Genomic DNA, 23462 nt, shown 5'->3' on the forward strand with positions numbered 1-23462 from the left:
TTGAGTTTTGTGTGACGAAAAACAACCATCCCGTCGAGGGCCCTGGCGGCCTTGTCTACACCGCCCGCCTGCCGCTGTCGAGTGCCACCCTGAACTGGCTCGCCGACCTGATACGCGGCCACCTCAAGAAGATCGGCTCGCGGTGGCGCACCCTGCCCGCGGGGAAGATCGCCGCCATCGTGCTGGCAGTGCTGCGCTGTGACCAGCGGCCCGGCGACCTGGCCGGCGGCAACGGAGTACACCGCACCACCGTGGCCCGATGGGTGAGGGAGGTCGTCGGCCTGCTCGCCGCCCGGGCTCCACGCCTGGACCGGGCCCTGAAGAAGATCACCCGAACGAGCGGCGGCATCGTACTGCTGGATGGATCGGTGATCCGTACCCGGCGCAGAACCGGGAAGGAGAACCGGAAGAACTACTCCGGCAAGAACAAATGCCACGGCCTGCTCGTGATCGCCCTCACCGACGACCGGGGCCGACTGCTGTGGATCTCGGCGGCCCGCCCCGGGCGCACCTCGGAGATCACCGCCTGCCGGCACGACCAGCTCACCGCCAAGCTACGGGCGGCCGGACTCGGGGCCATCGCCGACCTGGGATTCGTCGGCCTCGACGACAGTGATCCCGGCGCCGACCCGGCGGTGATCACCGGCTACAAGGCCGCCCGGAACCGGCCCCTGACACGAGGCCAGAAGCTGTCCAACACCGCACTGGCGGCCGTCCGGGCGCCAGTCGAGCACGGCTTCGCCCATCTCAAGAACTGGCGCGTCCTCGGCAAGGTACGCACCGACCCCGCCTGGGCGACCGCCCTGGTCCGGACCCTGCTGGTCCTCACGAACCGCGAAGTCGCCCGATGACCGACGATCTTCACCCAAGCCACCTGCCAGCGACCAGCACGAGCATCCCGATGCCCACGCACACCAGCCCTCACGACGCCTGATCTTCCCGAATTATCTGCGAACCGGGGCCCGTTGGAGTCGCCTCGATGGGTCCACCGAACGGACCCGACCACGGCCCCGTTTTCACCACCCGCAACGGTGAAGCCATGTTCCGCGCTTCCTTCTCCAACTCATCCGCGACGTCGCCCTCACCCATCCCGACCTGGCGGACATGAAGCTGGCACTGTGCGCCGGCTGCGGAGCACGCTCGGTCTCCCCCTTGCCCACCTCCAAAATTAAATAAACAGTAAAATTGAGCGCGGACATGTCATAAGGCCAGACGCGTATGCGGGCCCGCACCAACAGCCCGCATCAGCCGTGAACGAACAAGATGAGAGGATCCCTGTGAAACCCACCCAACACCCCGCTCCACGGGCAAGACGCCGATTAACCCGGCCGCTCGGCGCCCTGATCGCCTTCGGCGCGTCCCTGCTGCTGGTGTTCACCACCGCCACCGCCGCCCAGGCGCACGTCGTGTACCAGTCCGACGAGGTGTGGGCCAACACCGATTCCTCCAAGTGCCTGTACACCTACGCGGAGGTCTCCCACGGCAGCAGAGGAGGCTACGCCAAGTCCTATGGGCTGTCCTCCTCCGGCATCCCCCTCGCCCAGTCGTGCATCCTGGTCTGGAACCGTCCCCCGGGCAACCTCAAGACCGGATGGCAGTACTTCTACTGGGACGGCACCCAGTGGGGCGTGTGCCGGCAGCTCATGGGCACCCAGAACCCCGACGGCACCTGGAGCGGCTACGCCAACACCACCGAGACCTCCAGGATGGAACTCACCTACGACTTCGGGGTCTACCCGCCCTGCGGGGGTGGCTACTACGCCACCAAGGCCGGGTCCACCGTCTACTACGGCGGCACCTGGTACGGGGGCAACGTTCCCATCTGGTCCGGACAGCACTTCATCGAGCCGTAACCTGCAAGGACTGGACACACCACGCATGAAGAAGACCCGTGTATCCCTCGCTGTGGGAGCAGTGGCCGGGGTGCTGCTGCTGGGCGCCCTGGCGGCGAACGCCTCCGCCAATGAGGCACCCCGCCCCGCCGACAGCGGGCAGGCCGAGAAGGCCGCGGTGCCGCCGGCGCCGCCCACCCCGGAGTGGGTCAACCCCGACGGCACGGTGGACGAGTCCAAGATGCCCGAAGAGCTGCCGCTGATCGGGGCGGACGGCAAGGTGGTCAAGGACGCGGACGGCAAGACCCTCATGGTCAAGACGCGCGTCAAGATCGCGCAGTCCGGTACGCCCCAGGCGCCCTTAGCCGGTCCCCGGGCCGGGGAGAAGCGGTCCACCGGCACGGACGCAGAAGGCCGTAAGACGGAGACCGTCGAGGTTGAGGCGTCCGTTCCGCCCGCGCATTGACCTGACGGAGACGACGGAGAAGAGGGGCACCGTATGAGCCGGCTGCTGGAAGCGGTGTGTGCGCTGACCGTGGGCGTCCTCGTTGCGCTCCTTGTATGGGGTGCTGATCCTGGCGCCGTGCGGGTGGCGTGGCGGGACGGCGAGCTGAGCGGTGTGACGGTCGTGTTCGTGGCGGCGTGTGCGCTGTGGCTGGTGCTGTGGCGCAGGCGTACCGGGCGCGGCTGGCTGGCATGGCCGCTTGTGGTGCTGCTGTGCGGTGCGGCTGTTGCGCTAGTCGTGGCGGCCATGGCCGGTTGACCGGCGCAGGCAGGGTGGGGCTTCCCGTTTCTGTGGGCGGGGAGCCCCGCTGGCATTTTCGGGCTCGGGCTGCTGTTAAGGATCTTGGCAGGAGGGGAAAGGTGTCCCTGCGCCACGTCTGCTGCGTCGCCGACCCGGTCCGATTCCGGGGCACTGCGATTACAAGGCCGCCCGGAACCGGCCCCTGACACGAGGCCAGAAGCTGTCCAACACCGCACTGGCGGCCGTCCGGGCGCCAGTCGAGCACGGCTTCGCCCATCTCAAGAACTGGCGCGTCCTCGGCAAGGTACGCACCGACCCCGCCTGGGCGACCGCCCTGGTCCGGACCCTGCTGGTCCTCACGAACCGCGAAGTCGCCCGATGACCGACGATCTTCACCCAAGCCACCTGCCAGCGACCAGCACGAGCATCCCGATGCCCACGCACACCAGCCCCGTGGCCAGCAACTTCAGCTTGCACACCTCTCATTCCGCACCCCGTACTACCACCACAGCGAACAGCCCGAGCACTACCAGCAGTTCAACCGCGACCACGCCCGGCTCCGGGCCCCCGGCGAACGCGCCTTCGCCCGGCTCAAGTCCTGGCGCATCATGGGCAGAGCACGCTGCTCCACCCGCCGCATCAGCCGCACCGTCCAAGCCATCCACACACTCATGACCTGCGACTATTCAGGATGAAAGAGGCTCACTAACCCTGTGTATTCAGCGGAATTGGGCGATCTGACGTTCTGATAGCAGAAAGGTGCCGCTGACCTGCAAGGATGCGAGTGTCTAGGTCGCATCCGGCACAGAAGTCAGGGCACCTTTCTGGTGGTTGAGCGTACAGGGTGGGATCGTCGGCTGTCGGTGGTGGCTGAGGGGAAGAGGCTGGTCGGGCATGCCGGGGCGGTGCTGCTGCGCCGGTGTGCGGACCGGACGGGGCTGACGGACGCGCTGGTGAAAGTGCTGCCGTCCAGCACCGTGGCCGGCTGGCGGGACCGCGCCGGGGTACTGGTGCACCTGACCGTCGCGATCGCGCTCGGCGCGACGAATCTGTCGGAGGCCGAACAACTCCACCTTCATCACCGGCCGTTGTTCGGGCGGTCGGCCTCGGACTCCACCGCTCGCCGCACCCTGGCGGCGCTCGACGAGACAGTCGAGCAAGTCAGCCACCGAATCCCGCTGACGAATCGAGGCCAATCATGATCGTGTTAGGAGCTCGTAGAGGGTGCGTGATCACTCGATTGAGGCGTAGGTCGAAACTGCCGGGCGGGACCAGGCTACGTCGCTTTGCAACGGGTGCGGGCATCATCCTCGGTCCGGTCGACTAAGCCCTTTCCACCGTCAGCAATGCCGGATCCCTCTGGTGCCCATCCGTGAGACAGGAGTCGTAGTCCTCTCCGGAACCGTTTCAGTCCCAGGGATGTGTTTTGGCCACAGGCCATGAATTCAGGTCAACATCCCACCATCAAACGAGGTTGCCATGTCCAGTTCACCTCATGGCAACCTTGCCCAACCAGCCTCACGAATCGCGTCCATAGGTGCATCCTTCGAGAATGTGAGGCCGTAGATGCGAAGACGTCACGTCTACCGAGGTTTCATCGCGACGGCAGTCTGTGGAGTACTGTCCCAGACCAGCACAGCCGCTGCTCAAGCGGCCCCGCCACCGCTCACGGATCCGGTTAAGGCATCAGCAATTGCTGACCGCTTGGGCAGCAATCGTGCGGCGGGTGTCTATTATCGGAACGGCCGACTCGTGGTGGCGGTCACTGATCCGACCGCCGCGGAAACTGTGCGAAGTGCTGGCGCAGTAGCGGAGGTTGTCACCCACAGCACAGCCGAACTCCACTCCCTTAAAGCGAAACTGGATCAGCTGACAGGCATTCCCAACACCTCCTGGAGTATTGACCAAAGAAGAAATCGGGTAGAGGTACAGATCTACGACGGGGTTCCCTCCGCAGACAGGTCGCGAATTGATAATGCCGTATCCGGGTATGGAGATACGGTCGAGATAACGAAAATTTCCAGCAAGATCGAACCATCCGCCTATGCCATGCGCGGCGGTCTGGGAATAAAAGCAGATTGGACCTCCGGTAGCACGACCTATACCGCCACCTGCACCGCCGGATTCAACGTGCAGGACGCTACAGGCACGGGACCGAGGTACATGCTCACTGCCGGCCACTGCATTACCAAGAACGGTGGGGCTACCGAGTGGCGCCGGTCCAGCGGCGACATTCCACTAGGATCAGCCATCGACTGGCGCTATGGAAACGACACAAACCAGTCTGACTATGCGGTGGTGCTGTACGAAAACGCCAACGTCGCACCTTACGGAGCGATCCAGTATAAGGATGGCTCGGTAGGGGAGATTTCGAGTTCCGCCTCTGCGTACGAGGGGGAGCCAGTGAAGCGCGTGGGGACCATAAGCCAGGACTTGGTGGGCAATGTGCTCGCGACAGACGCAACGGTCACTTACGACGAGGGCACTACTCTCAAACACATGATCAAAACGGATAACTGCGTAATGCTTGGCGACAGCGGAGGAGCTCTCTTTAGCGGCGAGACTGCTCTGGGCATAACGTCAGGGGGAAACTACGTTGATCAACCCTGCGGAGATTCCGACTCTCAAGCGGACCGCGTCAGTTGGTACGAACCGCTGTACCTCGTGCTTTCCTGGGAGGACCTGAAGGTCTACTGAGCTGCGCCCAGCCACTCGCTCTCTTGGATCATGACGGGAACGCGGCAGACGGCGAGAGTACCTAAGGTTGAAATCGGACGTACCCCCCAGCGGAAAGGGTAGACCGGGTCAGCTCTAGGAGTTGCACGGTTTCTGCTCCATGATTTCACAGCAAGGAATCCGTCGTTGGTAAGGTCCAAGGGAAGTCCATGAACACGCACACAAAGAGCCTCGGCCGCCTGCTGCTCGCCCCCTTCCTGGGTGCTTGCCTCCTGACCGGTTGCGGCGACAGCCCACACACCGCCGACAGCCAGGCCATATCACTGCCGAAACAGGAGAAGCGTGCACGCCAGGTCGCCGACGCATGGAGGGGTTCCGCGTCGGCCACTGCGTGGAACGAAGGGTATTACCCGATGGGCGACGCTGTGCAGATCCCGGAATCGGGTTGGCACAGCAAGGCGGATGAGCGGGCCTACGCGACCAAGAATTTCGTCCTCCGGGGCAGCTTGCCGACCACCACTCCTGACCACGGGACGGTGGAGTGGGGGAGCCGAAACACTCTGCCCCGTCCGCTGTGGGGGGCGCAGCAGGCGTACCGGTCATTCGCTCTCAACCAGAGCGACGGACCCCAGTTGACCGTGACGGGAGCGAGGCTCGGCACAACAACGATCACCACGAGTCGCGGCCCAGCGACCGTTCCTGCCTGGCTGTTCACGCTGAAGGGCTACGACACCCCCTTGAAACGTGTTGCCGTCACCCCGTCGAAACTCCCCAAGTCGCCTATCGGGCAAGTTGAGCAAGGAGCTGCCGGTGGCCTCAGGAGCATCACCCGGCTGGCTGAGACGGCCATGGACGACCGGTCCATCACGGTGAAGGCCACTCATGGAGCCTGCGACGACGGCCCCGTCGTGAAGGCGTTGGAGTCGGAGGAGAACGTAGTGCTGTACGCCTCCATCAAAGGTGCACAAAGCGGTCCTTGCAACGCAAGCATGACCGAACAAAGCGTGAAGGTGGAGCTGCGGAGGTCACTCGGTGACCGCACTCTTCTGGACGCCCTCACGGGTCAGCCAGTGCCGTACGGAGAGGCCAACGGACTGTCGCCGAGTTGGACCTAACAAAGCCGCCTGTTAACCCTGTGTATTCAGCGGAATTGGTTGATCTGACGGCCTGACAGCAGAAAAGTGCCGCCGACCTGCAAGGATGCGAGTGTCTAGATCGAATCCGGCGCAGGAGTCAGGGCACCTTTCTGGTGAGCGAGCGTACAGGGTGGGAGCGCGGTCTGTCTGTGACGGCCGACGGGAAAGGGCTGGTCGGGCATGCCGGGGCGGTGCTGTTGCGTCGGCTCGCCGACCGCGTCGGCCTGACCGACGCGCTGGCGGGAGTGCTGCCATCGGGCACGGCCTCGTCGTGGCGGGACCGGGCCACCGCGCTCGTCGGCCTCGTCGTCGCGATCGCGCTCGGCGCCACGAATCTGCTGGAGGCCGAGCACCTCCAGCTCCACCACGGCCCGCTGTTCGGACCGGCAGTGTCGGACTCCACGCTGCACCGGCTGCTGTCCACGACGGACGAGACGAGGCGCGCACAGATCGCGAAGGTACGACAGCGGGTGCGTCGCCACGTCTGGACGCTGCTGCACCTGCGGCCCGGCGGCTTCCCGTATCTGACCGTCGCGGGACGGTATCTGAAGGGCTGGATCGTGCTCGACATGGACGCCACGGTCATCACCGCGGCCTCCAGGAAACAGGGCGCCGCCGGCACGTTCAAGGGCACCTTAGGGCGTGCAGATCTTTAACTCGTGGCTTTCTGCTCGGTGATTCGTTGGTCCGGCATGAGCGGGTTGGAAGAGCAACGGGCTGTGCTGGCAGCCAAGTTCGGGGCGATTCTGCCGCACCTCGACGAGCGGCAGCGTCGCCTGCTGATAGGTGCGGAGGCCCAGTCTCTCGGCCGCGGTGGGATCAGAGCGGTCGCCCGCGCCGCCGGTGTCCGTGAGGCCAGGGTGTCTGCCGGAATACGCGAACTCGCCTCCGGGGAAGCCCCGTTGGGACGCATCCGACGGCCCGGCGCCGGCCGCAAACGCGTCGCCGATCTGAACCCGGCCGTCCGGGAGGCGCTACTCACACTGGTCGAGCCCGACGTGCGCGGGGATCCGATGTCGCCGCTGCGCTGGACCACCAAGTCCACCCGCAAGCTCGCCGAGGAACTGACCCGGCAGGGTCACAGGATCTGCGCGGACACGGTGGGCGACCTCTTGCGCGAGGAGGGCTTCAGCCTGCAGAGCAACGCCAAGACCCTGGAGGGCAAGCAGGATCCCGATCGGGACGCCCAGTTCCACTACCTCAACGAACAGGCCCGCGACCACCAGGACGGCGGGGCGCCGGTGATCAGCGTGGACACGAAGAAGAAGGAGCTGGTCGGTCCGTTCAAGAACAACGGCCGTGAATGGGAGCCGCGAGGCGCGCCGGTACGGGTCGACACCCACGACTTCCCCGACCGCGAGCTGGGCAGGGCAGTGCCCTACGGCATCTACGACGTCGCCGCGAACACCGGCTGGGTCAACGTGGGCACCGACCATGACACCGCCGCGTTCGCCGTCGAGTCCATCCGCCGCTGGTGGAATGCAACCGGGCGGGCCGTCTATCCCACGGCCGGCCGGCTGCTGATCACCGCTGACGCGGGCGGCTCCAACGGCTATCGCACCCGCACCTGGAAGACCGAACTCGCCCGGTTCGCAGCCGAGTCCGGCCTGACGATCACCGTCTGCCACCTGCCTCCCGGCACGTCGAAGTGGAACCGGATCGAGCACCGGTTGTTCTCCCACATCACCATGAACTGGCGCGGCAGGCCCCTGGCCAGCCACGAAGTCATCGTCGAGAGCATCGCCGCGACCACCACCAAGACCGGCCTGAGAGTGCACGCCGAACTCGACACCAACCCCTACCCCACTGGCATCCAGGTCAGCGACGACGAGATCGCCGCCCTGCCGATCACACGGCACCGCTTCCACGGCGACTGGAACTACAGCCTCCACCCCCGGCATCCACTGGACGCGACGGCGATCAACAGCACGTCAGACCAGGCCCCGGCGAGCAGTCCGCCCCGCCTCACGCGGCATTCACTGCAGGACCCCGAGCTGACCGGAATGACCCGCCAGCAGCTCTGCGAGCTCATCGACGCGCTGACTCCCGAGCTGGAGGCTCAACGCGAGCACGTGCTCCGCGCACGCCGCGGTCACGAGCGCCTGGTCGCCCCCGGTACAGGCGCCAAAGCCAAACTCACTCCAGCCGACCGGATCCTGGTCACCGTGCTCCACCTGCGCAAACTCGCCACCATGGACCTCCTCGGCCAGCTCTTCGGCGTCACCGCCATGACCATCAGCCGCGCGAAACAGGAAGTCCACCCGCTCCTCGAAGCACACGGCCACTCCGTCAGCACCTCTACCGCCCGCCTCCGCACACCAGCAGACGTCGCGACGTTCCTCACTCCCGACACCGCCAAGGCCAAGATCAAAAAGACGAGTTAAAGATCTGCACGCCCTTAGGAGTCCTAGCAAAATGACCGGCTGTTGCCTTGGAATGACAGGCTGTCAGTCGGTGTTGTGCCTGCATCCGATAGATCGGGGTGGGGTGTGGGGCAGCGTCGGCCGTGGGAGGTCGAGGACGGGCTGTGGGAGCGGATCGCTCCGCTGTTGCCGGTGGTCGAACGCAGGCAGCGGTATCCGGGGCGTAAGCGGCTGCATGACCGGCGGGTGCTCAACGGGATCCTGTTTGTGCTGTACACGGGCATCCCGTGGGAGTTCCTGCCGCAGGAGCTGGGGTACGGCTCGGGGAGTACGTGCTGGCGCAGGCTGCGGGACTGGCAGGAGGCCGGGGTGTGGCAGGCGTTGCACGAACTCCTGCTGGCCGAGTTACGGGCGGTCGGCCTGCTGGATTTCTCCCGGGCTGCGGTCGACGGTTCGCATCTGCGGGCGATGAAGGGCGGCGCGAAGACGGGGGCGTCACCGGTGGACCGGGGACGGACGGGCAGCAAGCACCACGTGATCGTGGAGGCGCACGGCATCCCGCTCGCCGCCTCGCTGACCGGCGGCAACCGCCACGATGTCACCCAGCTCATGTCCCTGGTCCATGCCGTGCCTCCGGTCCGGGGCAAGCGCGGGCGTCCCCGGCGGCGCCCCAAGGTGCTGTACGCCGACCGCGGCTACGACTACGACGTCTACCGCCGCGAGCTGCGAGAGGTGGGCATCCGCCCGGTCATCGCTCGCCGTGGGACCGAGCACGGCTCCGCATTGGGCGTGCACCGCTGGGTCGTCGAAGCCGCCTTCGCGCTCCTGCACTGGTTCCGCCGTCTGCGCACCCGCTGGGAGATCCGCGAAGACCTCCACGAAGCCTTCCTCGCTCTCGGCTGCGCCATCATCTGCTGGCGTCGCCTGAAGACCGCCGTTGACTAGGACCTGTCCGGCGGGCCTTGCGGCCGGTGGCCCTGGGTCCGTGGCGCTGCCGTAGTCTCCGTGGTCATGTTCGAGTGGTGGCATGTGCTGGCGGATGACGAACGGCAGCAATGGACTCTGGATCCGTTCGTGAGTGTGGGGCTGCTGGCGTTCGGTATGGGTCCCGACGAGACGTCGCAGGTACTGAGTGGTGCCACCAGGGAAGCTCAGCGTCACAGGTTTCGCCGGCGTGCGGGCGAGACCGTCGACGCCGTCGAGGAGGGCGAGTACCGGGAATTTGGTTTGAAGCTCTATTACCGGGAGGAACGTCTGGCTGGCGTCGTGGTCGATGCGCTGCGAGGACCCCAAGTCTTTGTGGAGGGGGAAGCCCTGGTCGGCAGGGTCCCCTCCGTTCTGGAGCAGTGGATGATCGGCCGTGCCGAGGCCCGCAAGCCGCATTCGGAGCTCTCGTATCTGGACGCTGGAGTTCCTGGGTCGGAATCGCTGGGCGTCGTTCTGGATGTGCAGCGCGCAGGCGATCACCTGCTCACGCGACCGGTGTTCGTGCCCCGTGAGGCACTGGACGACCTCCCTCACTTCCTACCCCGAGAAGCGTGGTCGCGTTGCTGAGTGCCCATCGGGCAGACGGGGGTGACACCGCGGTCAGTCTGATGGATGGCAGCTCATCACGCTCGTTACCGGATGCGGATCGAAGCTGTCGACGCGGCGCCGTGGAAGGTGTCGGCACCTTTCTCCACATGAACTGACAGCTCGTCACTACAAGGCACAAGCAGTTCATTTTGCCAGGAGCTCTTAGGCTTCCACCCGTTGGCCGCGTGGCTGGCCAACACCGACGAGTGCCTGGCGATGGAGCTGAGGGAAGGCAACGCCGGCGCGAACACCGTCGCCGATCACCTGCGGGTGCTGGACGCCGCGCTCGCGCAGATACCCCGCTCCTCCCAGGCCAAGATCCTGGTGCGGGTCGACGGTGCCGGTGCCACGCACGGCCTGCTCAAGCGCTTTCAGGCGCTGAACACCACGCGGCGCACGGTCCGCTACACCGTCGGCTGGACGATCACGCCCGAGGACGAACGCGCCATCGCCCGCCTCCCCGAAGCCGCCTGGGAAACCTCCCTGCGACAGGACGGCGAGGTCCAGGACGGCTACTTCGTCGCCGAGCTGACCGGGCTGAACACGCGTGAGGGCTGGCCCAAGGGCATGCGGCTGATCGTCCGCCGCGTCAAGCCCTCCCGCCAGCACCTGGAGAAGCTGACCGCGTTCGAGCAGAAGACCGGCTGGCGCTACTCGATCACCGCAACGAACATCCGTCACATGGGCCACATCGCCGGCACCCACCAAGTGCAGTTCCTCGACGTCCTGCACCGCGATCACGCCGAGGTCGAAGACCGCGTGCGCACCGACAAGGCGATGGGACTGGCGAACCTGCCGTCCAAGTCCTGGGAAACGAACGCGAGCTGGATGCTCACCGCGAACCTCGCCGCCGATCTCGACGCCTGGCTGCGGCTGCTGACCCTCCACGACCAAGCGGACCTCGCCGACGCCGAGCCGGACACCATGCGCTTCCGCCTCTACCACCTGCCCGCCCGCCTCGCCCACCACGCACGCCGCCGCCACCTGCGCATCGAACGGACCTGGCCCTGGGCCCACGCATTCACGACCAGCTGGAAGCGGATCAACAACCTGACGGACGCCACCTGACGACCAGCCTGTGCCCCGACACACACCGAGAGGAGGAAGGCCAGCAGTCTCCGGGCCCGTGGAACCCGGCGCACCCCGCAGCGACAGGCGACGGCCCGCCCTCACACAGCGAGGGACATTACGGGCGAACCACCAGGCCACTCAACGACCAAGCCCCACCGAAGAATCGAGGTTAGGTACGGCTTGTACAGCTACATCGCCATTGCGGCCAGTGGCCTTTGCTGCGGTTTACTCCACATGGGTATCTTCACGCACTTCGGGGCGCTGATTGTGGCGCCCGTTTGATCCGCTTCTCACGTCCAGATTCCGTCTGGTTTAGCAATGAGGTGGAAGCTCCCCACTGGTAGGGAGTTTCCAGGCATTTCAGGCCGCGCGCGTTGGCGATATATGCGGCAAAGCATGCTGAAACAGCCAGCGCGAATCAACATCAAACGCCCACTGAGAATCCGGCGCCTGCGGTGAGGCGCTGTCGCTGGAGCGGACCGGGATCTGCGCAGGCATCAGGCGCCACACCACCGGCGACCTGGCCGCCGGCGACCAGGTCCTCGCCGCGCGGCGCAGGATGCGCGCCGGCCTGATCACCAGGAGCTGAGAGGCGCGGCGTAAGGCCACCGTCGCCGTCCACATCCTGGAGCGGCTACTCGTCGCTGCCTCAAGAGCGGCTTGGCCCGTCCGCCACGACTGCGCGCCGTCTCCCGGCCGCGGTAGGGCCAGAGGGGAAGCCAACGGGACGGACACGCGTCCGGTCAATGGCCGACGTGATGGAAGCTTGGCGGCTGATGTGTATCGAGGTAAGCCCAAAAGAGGCCACGGAGTGATCTTGAAGCGCTGACGGGTCGTCGGCGGATACTGGGATTCCGGCAGCGTCGAGATCCTGCGGATCTCCGGGTATGGCACGTGGGCCCAGAAGGGCCTTGCCGCCGCCCTGCGCACGGGGGCCGACCTGCTGGAAAGGCCGGGTGCTGACGGCCTGCGGGCGTACGCTGGGCAAAGCCGTCCCGGTGGCCTCCCCCATGCCACCGGGACGGCTTTCCCGTGTTGAGCGGACGCCGTACCCGAACGTGAAGGAGCAGCAGAGCGTGAACGCTATCCCCGGCGGCGTGTACGAGCTCGTAACAGGATCTTGTTGAGGTGCCCTGGTTGGGCGTGACCGATGTGACGATTCGGCCGTTCGGGAGGGTGTGAGTACTCGGCCGTGGATCGTGGACGACGACTTGTGGGCGCTGATCGAACCGCTGCTACCGCCCTGGCCACAGAAGGCGCCGGGCCCGCAGCCGGTGGCGGACCGGCTGTGTCTGCAGGGCATCCTGTACGTCCTCCACAACGACATAGCCTGGCAACTCCTCCCGCTGGAGCTGGGGTTCGGCTCGGGACAGACCTGCTGGCGGCGTCTGGACCGCTGGCAGCAGGCCGGCGTCTTCGACCAGTTGCACCGCATTCTGCTTGCCGAGCTGAACGCGGCCGGCGAACTCGACTGGTCCAGAGCGTGCGTGGACGGCTCCCACATCCGCGCGAAAAAGGGGGAGCCGACACCGGTCCGTCGCCGGTCGACCGACGGAAGACGGGCAGCAAGCACCACTTGATCTGCGACGGCCGCGGCACCCCGCTCAAGGTCATCACCACCGCTGCCAACGTCAACGACGTCACCCAGACCCTCGCCCTCGTCGACGACATCCCGCCCGTGGCCGGGCGTCCCGGCCGGCCACGCCGCCGCCCCGATTCGCTGCTCGGGGACAAGGGCTACGACTCCAACCCCCACCGCGAGGAACTGCGCAAGCGCCGGATCCTGCCGGTCATCTCCCGCAAGGGCGCCCCGAACATCAAGGGCCTGGGCAAACTCCGCTACGTCGTGGAACAGACTTTCGCCCTGCTCCACCAGTTCAAACGCCTCGCCGTCCGCTGGGAACGCCGAACCGAACTCCACGACGCCTTCGTCTCGTTGGCCTGCGGCCTCATCTGCTGGAGGCGCCTGAAGAAGCACCGATCATGATCGCGGCACGAGCTTTTGGCTACACCTCACACCACTCACCCAGAGGGCCGGCCGCCCGCGTCCGGATGAAGTCGTGCACGAGGTCCCAGGCCCGAACGGTATCCAGGACAAAGTTCCCCGTGAATGCGGCGAGGTCGTCGATGATCGGGACTTCGACCTCGGCACCCGAGGGCACGGTGCCGTCGCCCATGAGTAGAGACATCCGCTCGGTGTCACTCATCAGATGAACCACCGCGTGATCATCCCGGAAGGCCAGGGCAAGCACCGGGAACTCCCTGTTCGGCAACCGAACCTCGACGTACCCCTGACCACGGGAACGCAGGTCGTCGAAGCGGTCTGACAGATCTTCCACCTCTGAACGTCTCTCAACCGGATGAAACAGTCCCGATTCCGGCGACGTCGCCGCCCACACCACGCTCACCCAGCCCCTCCTCCCCACACAGGCCACCACCAACGATCCAGGGCCACGCTCCCACGCTCCACCACGACACGACTACGGGGACTGGGTCGAATGATCGTGTTACGAGCTCTTACGGCCAACTGATCGCTGCACCAAGCAGGCCCGCCCCACTCCAGGAGCGCCCATCGCAGCAGTTCGATCTCCGCCTGATCGAGCAGCTCGCTCACAACTGCGCCACGTCCCGACATCTCTTCAGCCGTTGCCTCGTGCCGTCTTGGAATAGCTGAGCTTGCACATGACGACCAGACCGCGGGATGCCCGGCTACTCCTCGTCTTCACCAAGTTCCGCCAGCTGGTCGGCGGCGGTGGAATTGCCCTCGTCCGCGAGGCGGCGCAGTTCCTTCATATCTCCCAGCTCCGTGGCCAGTTCGATCAACTGATCGGTCGCCGTCGAGTTGCCGCCGTCGGACAGCCTCCGCAACTCCTTCATGTCACCGTTCTCCGTGGCCAGTTCGATCAACTGATCGGTCGCCGTCGAGTTGCCCCGGTCGGACAGCCTCCGCAACTCCTTCATGTCACCGTTCTCCGCAGCCAGTTCGATCAGCTCGTCCGCAGCGGAGGAGTCTCCCTTGTCGGCCCGTTCCCGCAGGACGGACAGGTCGCTTTCAGTCATGCTGGACACCCTTTTCATGTTCTTTGTCACGAGCCGGCCGCGCTCTTTGCGCCGCCGCGTGACGCTATTCAGACGATGCGGGGAACTTCCCGGACGCGCGGAGCTCATCTCGATAGGCATGCCACTCGTCCAGCAGCCTCGGGAGTCGATCGGCAAGGAACTCGGCCAGCGCGGCCATCTCCTCAAGTGGGGCACGACGCTCCGCCGGAGCGTCGACCAGGAGCTCAAGCCCCTCCCGGAACAGAGCGGCATGCTCCTTATGGATGGCCGAGTCGAAGTTCTGCGGTTGCTGGCTGGCTGGCTCAAGATCTACCCGATCCACCCGATCGCCGGCGACACGCGTCCGCCGCGCCATTTTGTAAGTTTCGAGCAACTTGACCGCACCAGTGATGGCGCTCCGGCTCGCCAACAGTGCTTCGCTCAGCTCATCGATTGTCTGCTGGGGCGGGTCACAGACGAAGAGATACCCCAGCAGGCGGCCAGCCATCGGCGGAAAGCCATACTGACGTGCATAAAAGCGACCGAGGTGATCGGCGAAGATCAGGTGGGAGTCCTGTGACACACCAGCGATGCTAGCAGATTGACTGAGATAACAAAAATTTCTGTCATCTCCATCAAGCCCTCCTCTCGGATCGTCTCAGACCCGGGACATCAGCGGGATTCGTTCAGAGAAATAGCCTGCACCGGGCAGCCTCGGACGGCGTCCCTCACATGTGGGTCACCAGCTCCGTCCTCCCGCCCGGGGAGCACCGCGCCGAGCCCGTCGTCGTCCTGAGTGAAAACGCCCGGCGCGGCCAACGCGCACAGTCCCGCGCCCACACACCGGTCCGTGTCCACCTGGATCTTCATTTCCGACTCCTCTCCGCTGTCGTTCAGCCTTCGAGCGCACGGCGGATCACAGAGCAAATCTCGGCCGCGTGCTCCGGCTCGTTCATCAGGCGGTGCTTGCAGCCGATTTCGTGCTCGATGAAGCGCCCGCCCACGTACGGCGGCCACTGGGCGGCGAATCCGTGATTGTCGACCGTGGCGGTGAAGAACAGCACGTCACCGTCGAACACCGGAGTGACGAACTCGTCGAGCAGTTTCGTGTGCCGGACCGTGATGGCGGCCACCTTCTCGACGATCGCCTCGTAGTCGGCCTCCCCGGCGCCGTTGTCCAGGTAGTCGCGTACGAACGCCTGCGTACTGGCGTCCGCGATGACATCGGCCTCGGCGAAGTCGTTCTCGGGCCCGAAACCGCCCGATGCAGCACTGTCCAGCATCACCACGAGGCGGACTTCCTTCCCGCGCCGGATCAGCTCGACGGCGATCGCGTGTGCCAGGGTGCCGCCGCCGGACCAGCCGAAGAGCGCGTACGGCCCCTCGGGCTGGAGCTCTGTGATGTGCCGTAGATAGTGGCGCACCATGTCGTCCACGGAGGTCGCCTGCGGCTGGGCGGGGTCGTACTCACGGGCCTGGATTCCGTAGAGCGGCCGATCCGGCAGATACTCGGCGAAGCTCATGTACGCCCAGCACAGACCGCTGCCCGGATGGATCATCCACAGGGGCGGCAGCTCCCCGTCCGTACGTATCGGAAGCACCGTGGCGAAAGGGTCCTCCGGCTGCGAGTCCGCGGCACCGGTCCGCAACCGCTCCGCGAGGTCGGCGACGACCGGGTACTGGAACACTGTCCTGACCGGAAGCGAGACACCGAGGGTGGCCGTGATGCGGTTGACCAACCGCACGACCAGCATGGAGTGGCCGCCCAGCAGGAAGAAGTCGTCGTCCGCACCTACCTGTTCAATGCCGAGGACCTCCGTGTACAGCTCCGCCAGAACCCGCTCGTCGTCGGTGCTCGGCGCGCGGTAGCCATCAGCGGCGAAGTCCGGGTCGGGCAGGGCCGCGCGGTCCAGCTTCTGGTGGGAGGTCAGCGGCAGGCGGTCCAGGAGGACGACGGCCGAGGGCATCATGTAGGAGGGCAGACTGCTTGTCAGGTAGTCTCGAAGGTCGTCGCTTGTGACCTCCCGGGCGACCGCATAGGCGAGCAGGTGGACACCGACGTCACGGAGTTCGCGGGTGATGACGACGGCCTGCGCGACGGCCGGGTGCTCCGTCAGCACGGCCTCCACCTCGCCGAGTTCGATCCGGTAGCCGCGAACCTTCACCTGGTGGTCGACACGGCCCCGGAACTCCAGGGTGCCGCGGGTGTTCCACAGGCCGAGGTCGCCGGTCCGGTACATACGCTCGCCCGGTTTTCCGAACGGGGAAGACACGAAGCGCCCGGCGCTGAGACCCGCCCGGTTGAGATATCCCCGGGCCAGACCGTCGCCGGCCATGTACAACTCGCCCACCACTCCGGGCGGGACGGGACGCAGTCGGTCGTCGAGGACGTAGATCTGCATGTTATCCATGGGCAGACCGACGGGGATGTCTCCCCGCACCGGCCCTGGCCCGATCTCGTGCACCGTCGAGTTGCAGGTGATCTCGGTCGGACCGAACGCGTTGACGAACGTCGTGTCGGGACACGCGGTCACGGCCCGGTCGACAGAGGCCGGCGAGAGGCGTTCGCCGCCGATCCACACCTCGCGCAGGCCCGCGAGACAGGACGGGTCCTGCTCGACCAGGTGGTTGAACACCGGCGTGATCAGCAGAGCAGTGGTGACGCCGTGCCGCTCGGCGAATGAGCGGAACACCTTGGCGTCGAGGTCGTCGGGCAGTGCCAGGACTACGCAGTCTCCCCGCAGCAGCGTCGGCCACAGTTCGTACGTCATGGGATCGAAGGTGTGCCGGGTACGCAATAGCACCCGGTGGTTGCCCTCCCGGCGGCACCACTGGTCGACCGCGAACTGCACGACTCCGCGGTGGGTGATCGCGACGCCCTTGGGGCGGCCCGTCGACCCCGAGGTGTAGATCACGTACGCCAATCGGTCCCCGGAACGGACCCGACCGCCCGTCTCGGCGGGTGCGCCGGGGTCCGAAGCAAGTAGGCCGAACGCCACGCACGGGCAAAGGTCCGATCCCGTGGCGAGTGTGAACCCGTCCTCGCCGACGATCAGTAGGGGCCGCGCGTCCGCGAGCACGAAGGCCAGCCGGTCAGCTGGGTACTCCGGATCGATCGGCAGGTAGGCACCGCCGGCCTTCAGGATCGCAAGCAGTGTGACGACCATCTCCGGGGAGCGCGGCAGCGCGACTCCGACCAGGGACTCGGTGGTGACACCGCAGCGCACCAGCGCCGCGGCCACCCGGTCGGCCGCCGAGTCCAGTTCCCGGTACGTCAGCGATCCCGCGTCCCCCGTCACCGCGAGCGCGTCCGGGGTGGTCGCGGCCTGCCGCGCGAAGAGTTCTGTGATCGTGTCGCCCGGCAGGTCCACCGCCGTGTCGTTGAGCTCGTGGACGAACCGGTCGTACTCGCCGGGTTCGAAGACGTCGATGGTGCTCAACGGCACCGAGGGGTCGGTCACGACCTGGTCGAGCACATGCAACAGGCGACGGGTGAACTTGGCCACGGTGTCCCTGTCGAAGAGGTCGGTGTCGTACTCGGCCAGACCGAGGGCTCCAGCACCGCGCGGGTCGGCTCGCAGCGACACGGCGAGGTCGAACTTGGCGGTGGTCGCCGGTGCGAACGGCTCGATCGAGATCACCAGACCCGGCAGGCGCAGCTCCGCCGTCGGGCTGTTCTGCCAGGCGAAGATGATCTGGAACAGCGGATGGTGGGCGGCGGAGCGGCCGGGGTTGACCAGCTCCACCAGTCGGTCGAAGGGCGCCTCCTGATTGTCGTACGCGGCCAATGCCTTTGTACGGACCTGATCGAGCACGTCCGTGAACGGGCTGTCGCCGGCCAGCTGGAGGCGCAGCACCCATGTGTTGACGAAGAAACCGATCAGATCCGTCATGGCCTCGTCGGTCCGGCCCGCGATCGGCGAGCCCAAGGTGATGTCGTCTCCGCTCCCCATCCGGTGCAGCAGTGTGGCCAGGGCGGACTGGAGCACCATAGCGGTGGTGACGCTGCGGCGGCGGGCGAGATCCTCGACGCGCGCCAAGAGGTCCGACCGGAGCGTGAACTCGATCCGGTCCTCGCGCCGCTCCCCCGTCGCGGATCGCGGACGGTCCAGCGGCAGAGGCAGCGGTTCCGGCGCCCCGGCCAGCTCCTGCCGCCAGTACTCGGCCTCGGCGCCCATCACGCTGTCCGGATCGGCCTCGTCGCCGAGCATGTCCCGCTGCCAGAGAGCGTAGTCGGCGTACTGCACGGCGAGCGGCTTCCAGTGCGGGGCCCGGCCCTCCCTGCGTGCCGTGTACGCCGTCGTCAGGTCCCGGACCAGCGGGGCGGCCGAACTGCCGTCGCTGGCGATGTGGTGGACGACCAGCGCCAGGACGTGGTCGTCCGCGGCGCAGCGGAACAGCTTGGCCCGCAGCGGGATCTCGCCAGATAGGTCGAAACGGTGTCCGGCCTCGGCGATCAGAGATTCGTCGAGGCCGTCGCGCTCGACCGTTTCGACGCCGACATCCAGCGTGAGTGCCTCCGGCGGCACGATTTGCTGGAACGGCGTGCCCTCCTCGTCGAGGAAGAGAGTGCGCAGACTCTCGTGCCGGTGGACGACGTCCCGCACGGCCTGCTGCAGCGCGGGCACGTCCAGGGTGCCGCGCAGTCGCAGCACCGTCGCCGTGTTGTACGTGGTCGACGACGCGTCGAAGCGGTGCAGGAACCACAGCCTCTGCTGTGCGAACGACAGGGGCGTTCGCTCCGGCCTCGACTGCGGGACCAGCGGCGGACGTGCCCTCTTCGCCGCGGCCAGGCTCACGGCGAGGGAGGCGACGGTGCTCGACTCGAACACACTGCGCACCGGCGTCTCCACGCCCAGCTCGGCACGGATACGGCCGACCAGTCGGGTGGCCAGCAGAGAGTGGCCGCCCAGTAGGAAGAAGTCATCGTCCACGCCGACGTGTTCGACCCCCAGCACCTCGGCGAAGAGCCTCGCGAGTATCTCCTCGTACAGGGTGCCCGGGGCGGGTCCGTCGGTCCTGGTCACGTAGTCCGGTGCGGGCAGCGCTCGGCGGTCCACCTTGCCGTTCGGGGTGAGGGGGATGCTGCCGACGGGCACCACCGCCGAGGGCACCATGTACTCGGGCAGCCGCTCGCGCACGTACGTCCGCAGATCGGCGAGGAGCGCGACGGCCTCGCGCACCCGGCCGGGGTTGTTGGCCGACGCCGAACCGGGGTCGGCCCCGGCGAGGCACCCTCCGGTGAACACCGTGGCCGACCCGGGGGGCTCGGGCAGGAGGACGGCGTCGAACCGGTCGACCTCGCGGGACCAGGTCACCAGCGCGCCCCGGCCGCGGCCGGTCGCCCAGTTCAGCAGTTCCTGCGGGTCGACGGCGGGCGGGCGGTGCACGGAGGCGTCCGCCGGACCCTCACCGACCAGTCGGGCGTTGGGGATGCCCGTGATCCGCGCGGCTTCGCCTGAAGTCAGGAGCCCATCACCTTCCAGGTCCGCCAGGGAGGACGTCCCGGAGCCCCAGGCGACGGTGGGCAGGTCCGCGAGTGGGACGACAACCGCTGGTTCCTTGTGCAGAACCACCTCGTAGCGATACCGGGTCAGTTCGTTGTGAGCCGTGCCGGACTTCAGCCGGACATCGACCGCGGCCCCCGTTTTCTCGCCCCACCGTTCGAACCACTCGGGGTCGAGCACGAGTTCCTTCTCCAGGAAGACGGCATGCTCCACGGCCGCGCGCAGGGCGTCGGCCGAAGCTCCGGGGCGCCGTCTCCGCTGCACGGCGTGGTGCAGCAGCCGTACGGTGCCGGCATGCCGCACGTCGCCGATGACCAGCCGGCCTCCGGGAACCAGTAGGTCGTACGCCTGACGCAGCACGTTCTCGAGATAGTCGGTGTCCGGGAAGTACTGGACGACCGAGTTCAGTACGACGGTGTCGAACCGCCCGGAGGGCAGGCCGGAGAAGTCGTCGGCGACTTGGTGACGGAGGTGCGCCCTCTCCCCCCAGGGCTGCGGGGTCAGCTGCCCGCGGAGCCGGTCGACAGTGGCAGCCGAGAAATCCGTGCCCCAGTACTCCTCGACATGCGGAGCGATGTTGGACAGCAACAGACCGGAGCCGACGCCCAGTTCGAGCACCCGCTGCGGCGACCAGCACCGGATGCGCTCCACGGCGGCGTCCCGCCACTCCCTCATCTCCCCGCAGGGGATGGGCTTGCCCGTGTAGCTGGAGTCCCAGCCGGTGAAGTCCTCCCCCAGCTCGGCTTCCGGGGCGTCGTACATCCGGTCGTAGACCTGAAGCCAGTCGTCGACGTGTTCGCCAGCCGAGCGGGTCCCGGACAGGTCGGGCACCGCGTAGGCCACCAGCCTCTGGTCGCCGGCCTGGTCCTCGCGGCTCACCACGACCGCCCGGGCCACGGCGGGGTGTTCGCCGAGAACCGCCTCGATCTCGGCCGGCTCGATGCGGAACCCGCGGATCTTCACCTGGGCGTCGGCCCGGCCCCGGAAGGCGAGTTCACCCGCCGGACTCCAGACGACCCGGTCGCCGGTCCGGTACATCAGTCCGCCCGATTCGCCGAACGGGCATGCCACAAACCGTTCGGCGGTCAGACCTGCGCAGGCCAGGTATCCCCGCGCGAGGCCGGCGCCGGCGACGTACAACTCTCCTACGACGCCCGGAGGTACTGGCCTGAGCCCGTCGTCGAGGACGTAGACGCGCATATTGTCCATGGGCCGCCCGATCGGCACCTCGGTGGGCGGCTCCCCCGGCGGCACTTCGTGGGCCGTGGCGAACACGGTCGTCTCGGTAGGTCCGTATCCGTCCATCAGCTTCAGACCGGGGCAGGCCGCACGCATACGTGCCACGGAGTCCGGCGACACGACGTCACCCCCCACCCACAACTCGCGCAGCCCCGCCAGGCATCCGGGATCCTGGTCGACGACGGCCGCGAAGAGCCCGGCGGTCAGCCACATCGAGGTGAGGCGGTGTCCGGCGACCAGCGTGGCCAGCTCTGCCGCGTCCAGATTCCGCGCGGGGCTCACGACCACTCGGCCGCCACCGAGGAGGGGCACCCACAGCTCGAAGGTGGAGGCGTCGAAGGTGTGGGGCGAGTGCAGCAGGACGCGGTCGTGGGCGCCGCCACGCCATCGCCGGTCCAGGGCCAGAGCCGCGACATTGCGGTGGGTCACGGCAATGCCCTTGGGGACGCCGGTCGATCCCGACGTGTACATCACGTAGGCGAGTCGGTCGGTGCGGGAGGTCTCGGGCAGCGGGGCGTCCGTTTCGCCGCCGAGTTCGTCGAAATGGACGGCCTGAAGGCCGTCCGGCGGGGCGAACTCCGCGTCGATGACCACGAGGGCCGGGGCCGCGTCGGCGAGCATGAACGCCAGGCGATCGGCGGGGTAGGCGGTGTCGATGGGGAGATAGCCCGCGCCGGCCTTGAGGACGGCCAGCAGCGCGACGACCAGATCCGCCGACCGGGGCAGGGCGATCGCCACCAGGGTCTCCGGGCCCACTCCCCTGCCGACGAGGCCCCGCGCGACGCGGTCGGCGAGCCGATCGAGGTCCCGGTAGCTGAGGGTCGTGCTGCCGGACTCCACGGCGACGGCGTCCGGAGTGGCCGCGGCCCGGCGCTCGAAGAGGGCGTGGACGGACAACTCGGGAAGGGGGGCATCGGTATCGTTGAAACCGTGTAGCAGACGGGCCTCTTCACCGTCCTCCAGCAGGTCGATTGCGCCGACCTGGTCATCGGGACGGGCGACGACGTGGCGCAGCACCGTGGTCAACCGCGCGGCGAGCCGTTCCACGGTGCCGCGATCGAAGAGGTCGGTGGCGTACTCGATCCGTCCGACGACACCGCGGCCGACACCGTCCGGGGCGAGGTCGAAGAACAGGTCGAACTTCGCCGTCCTCGTTGCGACCGGTTCGGGTATCACCCGCAGGTCCGGCATCTCCGGTTCGAGCCGGGCGTTGTTCTGCCAGACGAACATGACCTGGAAGAACGGGTGGTAGGAAAGCGAGCGGTCGGGGTTGAGCAGTTCGACCAGCCGCTCGAATGGCGCGTCCTGGTTGTCGTAGGCGGTGAGGGCTTTGTCACGCACCTGCTGGAGCACCTGTTCGAAGGAGGTGTCACCGGTCAGGCTCGCGCGCAGGACCCAGGTGTTGACGAAGAACCCGACCATGTCGGTCAGCGCCTCGTCGGTACGTCCAGCGATCGGCGAGCCGATGGTGAGGTCGTCCCCGCCGCCCATCCGGTGCAGAAGGACGGCGAGTGCGCTCTGAAGGACCATGGCGACGGTACTGCCGCGGCGGGCGGCCAGGGCCTCGATGCCGGCGAAGAGGTCGGGGTCCAAGGCGAAACGCACTTCGTCGCCCCGATAGCTGGCCAGCGCGGGCCGGGGGCGGTCCATCGGCAACGGCAAAGGCTGGGGAAGGTCGTCCAGTTCCCGTCGCCAGTAGGCCACCTGACGGGCCAGCACACTGTCCTCGGAGGACTCGTCGCCGAGCAGTTCCCGCTGCCACAGGGTGTAGTCCACATACCGGACGGGCAGCGGAGACCAGCCAGGGGCGCGTCCCCGCAACCGGGCCTCGTAGGCGAGGGTCAGATCGCGGGTGAAGGGGGCGGAGGAACCGCCGTCCGCCGCGATGTGGTGGACGAGCAGGACGAGGATGTGCTCCTCGGCCGTGCAGCGCAGGACATGTGCCCGCACGGGTATCTCGCTGCACAGGTCGAAGGCGTGTGCGATGGTCTCGGCGACGGCGGGCGTCTCCTCGTCCGGGCGTACGCTGCTCACCGGCACCTCGATGGTCACGTCGTCCGGCGCGAGTACCCGCTGGGCGGGCGCGTCGGTGTCGTCGACGATGAGTGTGCGCAGGCTGTCGTGCCGGAGCACGACGTCCCGCAGGGCGGCGCCCAAGGCGTCGATGTCCAGTCGGCCGCGCAGCCTGAGCACCGCCGGGATGTTGTAGGTCGGCGAGGGACCGGTGAACTTGTACAGGAACCACAGCCGGCGCTGGGCGAAGGACAGGGGAACCATGT

The 23462-nt window shown here is 67.0% G+C and carries 17 protein-coding genes and 3 pseudogenes; 15 read left to right on the forward strand and 5 right to left on the reverse strand.

Translation table 11 applies throughout. The features are described 5' to 3' along the window. The first annotated feature begins 11 nt into the window (after positions 1 to 11). The 15 genes and pseudogenes from ACNFOC_RS02955 (at position 12) to ACNFOC_RS03025 (ending at position 13385) form a co-directional block, all read left to right on the forward strand. Positions 12 to 851: a transposase family protein gene (locus ACNFOC_RS02955; protein WP_416956264.1), complete on the forward strand. Its 840-nt coding sequence runs from the start codon at positions 12 to 14 to the stop codon at positions 849 to 851. A gap of 426 nt (positions 852 to 1277) precedes the next feature. Continuing rightward, the gene (locus ACNFOC_RS02960; RefSeq protein ID WP_416956266.1) at positions 1278 to 1853 is read left to right on the forward strand and encodes a hypothetical protein; all 576 of its coding nucleotides are present in this window, start codon (positions 1278 to 1280) and stop codon (positions 1851 to 1853) included. A gap of 25 nt (positions 1854 to 1878) precedes the next feature. Further along, a complete protein-coding gene (locus ACNFOC_RS02965) occupies positions 1879 to 2298 on the forward strand; it encodes a hypothetical protein (RefSeq protein ID WP_416956268.1) in 420 nt (139 codons plus the stop codon). A 33-nt stretch (positions 2299 to 2331) separates the two neighbouring features. Then, a complete protein-coding gene (locus tag ACNFOC_RS02970) occupies positions 2332 to 2595 on the forward strand; it encodes a hypothetical protein (protein WP_416956270.1) in 264 nt (87 codons plus the stop codon). 160 nt (positions 2596 to 2755) lie between these two features. Continuing rightward, positions 2756 to 2959: pseudogene (locus ACNFOC_RS02975) on the forward strand (transposase family protein); the annotation flags it as partial. Between the two features lie 100 nt (positions 2960 to 3059). Further along, positions 3060 to 3272 (forward strand): annotated as a pseudogene (locus tag ACNFOC_RS02980) (transposase family protein); the annotation flags it as partial. 210 nt (positions 3273 to 3482) lie between these two features. Next, on the forward strand, positions 3483 to 3779 hold the full coding sequence (locus ACNFOC_RS02985; RefSeq protein ID WP_416956272.1) for a hypothetical protein: 297 nt from the start codon (positions 3483 to 3485) through the stop codon (positions 3777 to 3779). 364 nt (positions 3780 to 4143) lie between these two features. Next, positions 4144 to 5274: a S1 family peptidase gene (locus tag ACNFOC_RS02990; protein ID WP_521984458.1), complete on the forward strand. Its 1131-nt coding sequence runs from the start codon at positions 4144 to 4146 to the stop codon at positions 5272 to 5274. Positions 5275 to 5462: 188 nt separating this feature from the next. Further along, positions 5463 to 6368, forward strand: a complete 906-nt coding sequence (locus ACNFOC_RS02995) for a hypothetical protein (protein WP_416956276.1) — start codon at positions 5463 to 5465, stop codon at positions 6366 to 6368. A gap of 134 nt (positions 6369 to 6502) precedes the next feature. Further along, entirely contained in the window at positions 6503 to 7045 is a 543-nt protein-coding gene (locus ACNFOC_RS03000; RefSeq protein WP_416956278.1) for a transposase, read from the forward strand. A 36-nt stretch (positions 7046 to 7081) separates the two neighbouring features. After that, complete coding sequence (locus ACNFOC_RS03005) at positions 7082 to 8773, forward strand: ISAzo13 family transposase (protein WP_416956280.1); 1692 nt, start codon at positions 7082 to 7084, stop codon at positions 8771 to 8773. Between the two features lie 105 nt (positions 8774 to 8878). After that, positions 8879 to 9697 (forward strand): IS5 family transposase, encoded by an 819-nt coding sequence (locus tag ACNFOC_RS03010; RefSeq protein ID WP_416956281.1) that lies wholly within the window; start codon positions 8879 to 8881, stop codon positions 9695 to 9697. A 60-nt stretch (positions 9698 to 9757) separates the two neighbouring features. Further along, positions 9758 to 10306, forward strand: a complete 549-nt coding sequence (locus tag ACNFOC_RS03015; RefSeq protein WP_405970378.1) for a hypothetical protein — start codon at positions 9758 to 9760, stop codon at positions 10304 to 10306. Positions 10307 to 10501: 195 nt separating this feature from the next. Beyond that, positions 10502 to 11395 (forward strand): annotated as a pseudogene (locus tag ACNFOC_RS03020) (transposase); the annotation flags it as partial. A 1181-nt stretch (positions 11396 to 12576) separates the two neighbouring features. Continuing rightward, a protein-coding gene (locus ACNFOC_RS03025) for an IS5 family transposase (protein WP_416956284.1) occupies positions 12577 to 13385 on the forward strand; the annotation gives its coding sequence in 2 pieces (ribosomal slippage) (positions 12577 to 12894 and positions 12897 to 13385; 807 coding nt in all). Positions 13386 to 13404: 19 nt separating this feature from the next. On the opposite strand, the gene ACNFOC_RS03030 is transcribed toward ACNFOC_RS03025, so the two are convergent. The 5 genes from ACNFOC_RS03030 to ACNFOC_RS03050 all read right to left on the reverse strand — a co-directional run bounded on the left by ACNFOC_RS03030 (position 13405) and on the right by ACNFOC_RS03050 (position 23460). After that, on the reverse strand, positions 13405 to 13806 hold the full coding sequence (locus ACNFOC_RS03030; protein WP_416956285.1) for a hypothetical protein: 402 nt from the start codon (positions 13804 to 13806) through the stop codon (positions 13405 to 13407). Positions 13807 to 14107: 301 nt separating this feature from the next. Continuing rightward, complete coding sequence (locus tag ACNFOC_RS03035; RefSeq protein WP_416956287.1) at positions 14108 to 14458, reverse strand: hypothetical protein; 351 nt, start codon at positions 14456 to 14458, stop codon at positions 14108 to 14110. A gap of 64 nt (positions 14459 to 14522) precedes the next feature. Further along, the gene (locus tag ACNFOC_RS56055; protein ID WP_521984464.1) at positions 14523 to 14945 is read right to left on the reverse strand and encodes a GbsR/MarR family transcriptional regulator; all 423 of its coding nucleotides are present in this window, start codon (positions 14943 to 14945) and stop codon (positions 14523 to 14525) included. Positions 14946 to 15109: 164 nt separating this feature from the next. Next, positions 15110 to 15307, reverse strand: coding sequence for a ferredoxin (locus ACNFOC_RS03045; protein ID WP_416956291.1), 198 nt, complete (start codon positions 15305 to 15307; stop codon positions 15110 to 15112). A 23-nt stretch (positions 15308 to 15330) separates the two neighbouring features. Beyond that, positions 15331 to 23460 (reverse strand): non-ribosomal peptide synthetase, encoded by an 8130-nt coding sequence (locus ACNFOC_RS03050; protein WP_416956293.1) that lies wholly within the window; start codon positions 23458 to 23460, stop codon positions 15331 to 15333. Between the last annotated feature and the right edge of the window lie 2 nt (positions 23461 to 23462).

The organism is Streptomyces colwelliae, from assembly GCF_048158785.1.
Classification (GTDB): domain Bacteria; phylum Actinomycetota; class Actinomycetes; order Streptomycetales; family Streptomycetaceae; genus Streptomyces.